This is a genomic window from Rhodohalobacter sp., assembly GCF_041686455.1.
GTDB lineage: Bacteria > Bacteroidota > Rhodothermia > Balneolales > Balneolaceae > Rhodohalobacter.
The window spans coordinates 52,646-58,089 of the sequence record NZ_JAWLDW010000006.1; the positions used below are offsets into that span (position 1 = coordinate 52,646).

The window sequence follows — 5,444 nt, forward strand, 5'->3', positions numbered from 1 at the left end:
TGTAGAACTGTAGAACTGTAGAACTGTCTACCCAATCCCAAAAAACTCAGCTTTTTTCTTAAAGTAGGGTTCGAATACTTTCTTTAGGGATTTGTGCTCAGGTTTTGAAAGTTCATCATCGGTTCGGACAATCTGCCATGCATCATTTTTTGCCTGTTCAAGTGTGATTCTGTCTTCCAGAATATCACCAAATCTAAATTCAGGGAGACCACTCTGTTTCGTTCCAAGGAAATCTCCCGGGCCGCGAAGCTTTAAGTCTGCCTCAGCAATTTTAAAACCATCGGTGGTGTCGATCATCATCTTCAGACGATAGCGCCCATCTTTGCTGAGCTTCTGACCGGGCATCAGAATGCAGTAACTCTGTTTTCTGCCACGACCAATTCTTCCACGAAGTTGGTGAAGCTGAGAAAGTCCGAATCGCTCGGCATGTTCAATGATCATAATGGACGCGTTGGGAACATCCACTCCCACTTCAATCACCGTTGTTGAAACCAGGATATCTATCTCGCCCTCCGAAAAACGTTTCATGATGCCATCCTTTTCCTCCGGTTTCAATCTTCCGTGAAGCAGGCCGATTCGGAAATCAGGAAATCGCCGCTTTAGCTTCTCAAAACCCATTGTGGCATCTTTCAAGTCCATTGCCTCGGACTCTTCAATCAGTGGATACACAATGTATGCCTGATCGCCCTTTTTGATGCTCTCTTCGAGAAAATTGTAGACACCGGGGCGTTCTTTGTCTGTTCGCACGGCCGTTTTGATCGGTTTGCGTCCACCGGGCAAACCCTCAATGATTGAGATGTCAAGATCGCTGTAGATGGTCATAGCCAGTGAGCGAGGTATGGGTGTAGCCGACATCACAAGAAGATGAGGATTGTCTCCCTTAAGAAGAAGTTCATTTCTCTGTTTTACGCCAAAGCGGTGCTGTTCATCAATCACTGCAAGGCCGAGGCGGTTAAACTCTACCTTATCCTGAAAAATGGCGTGAGTGCCCACGGCGATCTGGCACGTACCGCCGGCTATATCACTCAAAATATCCCGGCGCAGTGCGGAAGACTGGCTACCCGTAATTAACCTATGATTGATACCGAGCGGCTCCAGATACTCCTTGATCGTGTGATAGTGCTGCTCGGCCAGGATTTCTGTCGGAGCCATCATTGCCGCCTGCATACCATTATCCACAGCCATCAACATGGATCCGATAGCAACAACTGTTTTGCCGGCGCCCACATCGCCCTGAATCAGGCGGTTCATTTGCTTTCCGGATTGCAGGTTAATACGAATATCTTTTAAAGAGTTCTTCTGCCCGTCGGTAAGCTCAAATGGAATCTGCTCGTTAAAGAATTTTTTTGTGAGTTCACCGGGCTCCAAAACTTTTCCTTGAGCTCTTGTTATGCGTATGCTTTTAATTTTAGCCATGCTAAGCTCAAACAGAAAGAACTCCTCATACTTGAAACGTTCGAGCGCTTTATTCGCCTGCTGTTGAGTCTCTGGTTTATGAATGGCCCTGAACGCAGGATCTCTTTTGGGGAAATTGTAACGATTAAGAATGGCTTCAGGTAAAAATTCAGGAACGGTAGTTGAATTTAAAATTTGTTGAATCCAGTCTGCAAGCAGTTGATTGGTAATGTATGCTTTTGAAAAGTGTTTATTGCTTGGATAGATGGGAGTTAATGTTTTAAACTGGTCAACATCGTCAGGTCCTGAAATCTGATCAACTTCCGGGTGTGCCATGCTCATATATCGCCCATAGCGTTTAACTGTACCATAAAGCGCAACCCATTCACCTTTTTTGAAGCGGTTGATGAAATATTTCCAACCCTTGAAGTAGGCTACTTTCATAGAGCCGCTATTATCCTGAATAATAACCTCCAGTCTTTTCTTGTTTTTATAGCCGGTTACATTTACTGATTGCACTTTACCGGCAACCGATACAGGTTCACCGGTTTCTCTTAGTAAGCCGATGGGTTTAAAGTTGGATTTATCCAGATATCTGCGCGGGAAAAACATCAAAAGATCTTCGGGGTGATGGATTCCAACAGACTGTAGAGCAACGAGCCTTTTTTGGCTCAGATTATGTAGTTCAAGAAGTTTCAAATTGATATAGTGTTATATAACAATTGGATAATAATTTTTCACTTAAAAAGCCGTTTATGACAAGTTTTGAATACTATATAGAATTTTCATACCAAAAAGGAAAAAAAATTGATAAATATTTTGCATATACGATGGTTTAATTGCTATCTTTATCAGCTCTTGATTTTACGAAACCAAACTGGTAAAACTCGTGCCTACAATACAACAACTTATTAGAAACGGCAGAAAAAGCAAGGTGAAGAAAACAACATCGCCTGCGCTGCAAAACTGCCCACAAAGACGTGGTGTTTGTACCCGTGTTTACACAACAACACCAAAGAAGCCTAACTCAGCTCTGCGTAAGGTAGCAAGAGTTCGATTAACGAATGGCTATGAAGTAACAGCTTATATCCCTGGTGAAGGTCACAACTTGCAGGAGCACAGTATTGTGTTGATTCGAGGTGGCCGTGTGAAGGATCTCCCCGGTGTGCGTTACCACATTGTTCGTGGTACACTTGATACCGCCGGCGTTGACGATCGTAAACAGGGAAGAAGCCATTACGGTACTAAGAAACCAAAAGGTTAACACAGGGATTTTTAATCTTTAGAGATTATGCGCAGAAAAACAGCAGAAAAAAGAGAAATACAACCGGATCCAATATTTAACGACAAATTGGTTACACGGTTTGTGAATAGCTTGATGCGTGACGGCAAGAAAGGCGTTGCAAGAAAGATTTTATATCAAGCGTTTGAAATTATTGAAGAAAAAACCGGTGAAGAACCAATTGAAGTGTTTAGAACGGCTTTATCTAATGCGTCTCCGGTAGTTGAAGTTAAGAGTCGCCGTGTAGGTGGTGCTACTTACCAGGTGCCAATGGAAGTTCGTTCTGAAAGAGGAACAGCGCTTGGAATGAGATGGCTTATTCGGGCGTCTCGTCAAAGAACCGACAAGTCGATGGCGATTCGCTTGAGCCGTGAACTGATTGATGCCTCAAAAAATGAAGGCGGAGCGGTTCGTAAGAAAGATGAAACACATCGAATGGCAGAGGCAAACAAAGCTTTCGCTCATTTCCGATTTTAAAAATTTTAGTATTTAAATACACAATTTCATGTCTGAAGCAACGACAAAAACCGACCCGAAAATTATAGACCGAATTCGCAGAACGCGAAATATCGGTATTATGGCTCATATTGACGCCGGTAAGACTACCGTTACGGAGCGTGTTCTTTTTTACACCGGGCGAAGTCACCGATTGGGTGAAGTTCATGATGGTGCGGCCACTATGGACTGGATGGAGCAGGAGCAAGAGCGTGGTATTACAATTACATCCGCTGCTACACACTGTATTTGGAAGGATCATAGAATAAATATCATTGACACGCCGGGTCACGTTGACTTTACCGTTGAGGTGGAGCGTTCTCTCCGTGTATTGGATGGTTCTGTTGCAGTGTTTTGCTCTGTAGGTGCTGTTCAACCACAATCTGAAACTGTATGGCGTCAGGCTAATAAGTATAAGGTTCCGCGGATGGCGTTTGTTAATAAGATGGACCGTACCGGTGCAGATTTTTACAACGTAATTGATCAAATGCGTGATAAACTAAGCGCGAATCCAATTCCAATTCAGATTCCTATTGGTGCTGAGGAAAACTTCAAAGGTATTGTGGACCTGATCAATATGCAGGGAATTGTTTGGGATGATGAGTCTTTAGGTGCTAAGTACGAAATCGTTGACATCCCAGAAGATCTCAAAACAAAAGCTGAAGAGTTTAGAAAGCTCATGCTTGAGAACATCGCTGATCATGATGATGAGTTGATGGAAAAATACCTGATGGAAGAAGAAATTTCTGAAGAAGAAATTAACAGTGCCATTAGAAAAGCAACTTTGGCACGCGATATTACACCGGTACTTTGTGGTACAGCTCTTAAGAATAAAGGAGTACAGGTACTGCTGGATAAAGTAATTGAATATCTACCGAGTCCTCTTGATGTAGAGGCTGTAGACGGTATTGATCCAAAAGATGAAACCCGGACGATGAAGCGAAATCCAAGTGTAGATGAGCCTTTTTCCGCTCTCGCATTTAAGATTGCTACTGACCCATATGTTGGTAAGCTTACATTCTTCCGCGTTTATTCCGGTCAGCTTGAAAAGGGGTCATATATATTGAACTCGACTACAGGTGATCGAGAGCGTGTAGGTCGCATACTTGAGATGCACGCGAATGACAAAAAAGATATCGACATTGTACGTGCCGGCGACATTGCAGCAGCTGTAGGTGTTAAAAAAGTGAATACGGGTGACACGTTTTGTGATGTGGATGACCCAATAATTCTTGAACAGATTACATTTCCTGAGCCTGTTATTAAGCTGGCGATTGAACCTAAGTCTAAAGCCGATGCTGAGAAATTGACTACAGGTCTTGTAAAGCTTGCTGAAGAGGATCCTACATTCCAGGTTACAACTGACGAAGAAACAGGTCAGACAACCGTTGCCGGAATGGGTGAGCTTCACCTTGAAATTATTGTAGACCGACTCAGACGAGAATTTAAAGTTGAGGCGAATGTAGGTCAGCCACAGGTTTCCTATCGTGAAACGATTTCTAAACCTTTCGAACACCGCGAAGTTTACAAGAAGCAAACAGGTGGACGTGGTAAATTTGCTGATATTTCATTTGAAATCGGACCACTCGAGCACTTTGAGCAATTTGCAGATGATGACAAAAAAGTGTCAGTTGATGAAGATTTCAAATTCATCAATGAGATTGTTGGTGGTAATATTCCACGTGAGTTTATCCCCTCTGTTGAAAAAGGATTCCGTGAAGCAATGAAGAATGGTATACAGGCAAATTATCCTGTACAAAAAATTGGAGTGAGACTGTTTGATGGTTCTTACCATGATGTTGACTCCGATCAGGTTAGTTTTGAACTCTGTGCTAAATTGGCATTCAGAAATTCAGCAAAAAAGGCCGGTCCAGAACTACTTGAACCAGTAATGGCAGTAGAGATTACAACACCAGAAGAATTTATGGGTGATGTAATCGGTGATGTAAATGGTCGACGCGGTATCATCCAGAAAATGGATAATAATGTAGAAGGTTCTGTTGTGCAGGCTAAAGTACCGCTTTCAGAAATGTTTGGTTATTCAACAGATCTTCGATCACTTACACAAGGCCGTGCAGCATATTCTATGGAGTTCTCTGAATATGTGCCGGTACCTGACTCAAAAGCTCAGGAAATCATTGAACAACAAGCTTAATAACTACTAAAAAAGAAATTTACCATGGCAAAAGAGAAGTTTGAGCGGAGTAAGCCGCACGTAAACATAGGGACGATTGGTCATGTAGACCACGGTAAGACGACATTAACGGCAGCG

Annotated in this window: 5 protein-coding genes; 4 read left to right on the forward strand and 1 reads right to left on the reverse strand. The window is 42.8% G+C overall.

Translation table 11 applies throughout. The features are described from left to right. Nucleotides 1–27 precede the first annotated feature (27 nt). Nucleotides 28–2,094: an ATP-dependent DNA helicase RecG gene (recG, locus tag ACESM0_RS01740; protein WP_372903033.1), complete on the reverse strand. Its 2,067-nt coding sequence runs from the start codon at nucleotides 2,092–2,094 to the stop codon at nucleotides 28–30. Nucleotides 2,095–2,284: 190 nt separating this feature from the next. Between recG and rpsL the strand changes: the two genes are divergently transcribed. The 4 genes from rpsL to ACESM0_RS01760 form a co-directional block, all read left to right on the forward strand. Beyond that, nucleotides 2,285–2,659, forward strand: coding sequence for a 30S ribosomal protein S12 (rpsL, locus tag ACESM0_RS01745; RefSeq protein WP_372903035.1), 375 nt, complete (start codon nucleotides 2,285–2,287; stop codon nucleotides 2,657–2,659). Nucleotides 2,660–2,683: 24 nt separating this feature from the next. Then, a complete protein-coding gene (rpsG, locus tag ACESM0_RS01750) occupies nucleotides 2,684–3,154 on the forward strand; it encodes a 30S ribosomal protein S7 (protein WP_372903039.1) in 471 nt (156 codons plus the stop codon). Between the two features lie 28 nt (nucleotides 3,155–3,182). Then, the gene (gene fusA / locus ACESM0_RS01755) at nucleotides 3,183–5,327 is read left to right on the forward strand and encodes an elongation factor G (RefSeq protein WP_372903037.1); all 2,145 of its coding nucleotides are present in this window, start codon (nucleotides 3,183–3,185) and stop codon (nucleotides 5,325–5,327) included. A gap of 24 nt (nucleotides 5,328–5,351) precedes the next feature. Beyond that, a partial coding sequence (locus ACESM0_RS01760) for a GTP-binding protein (RefSeq protein ID WP_002583150.1) occupies nucleotides 5,352–5,444 on the forward strand: 93 nt, incomplete at its 3' end.

Excerpts from the sequence above, each read along its gene's own strand:
- fusA (WP_372903037.1), top strand. The coding sequence starts at position 3,183 with ATGTCTGAAGCAACGACAAAAACCGACCCGAAAATTATAGACCGAATT.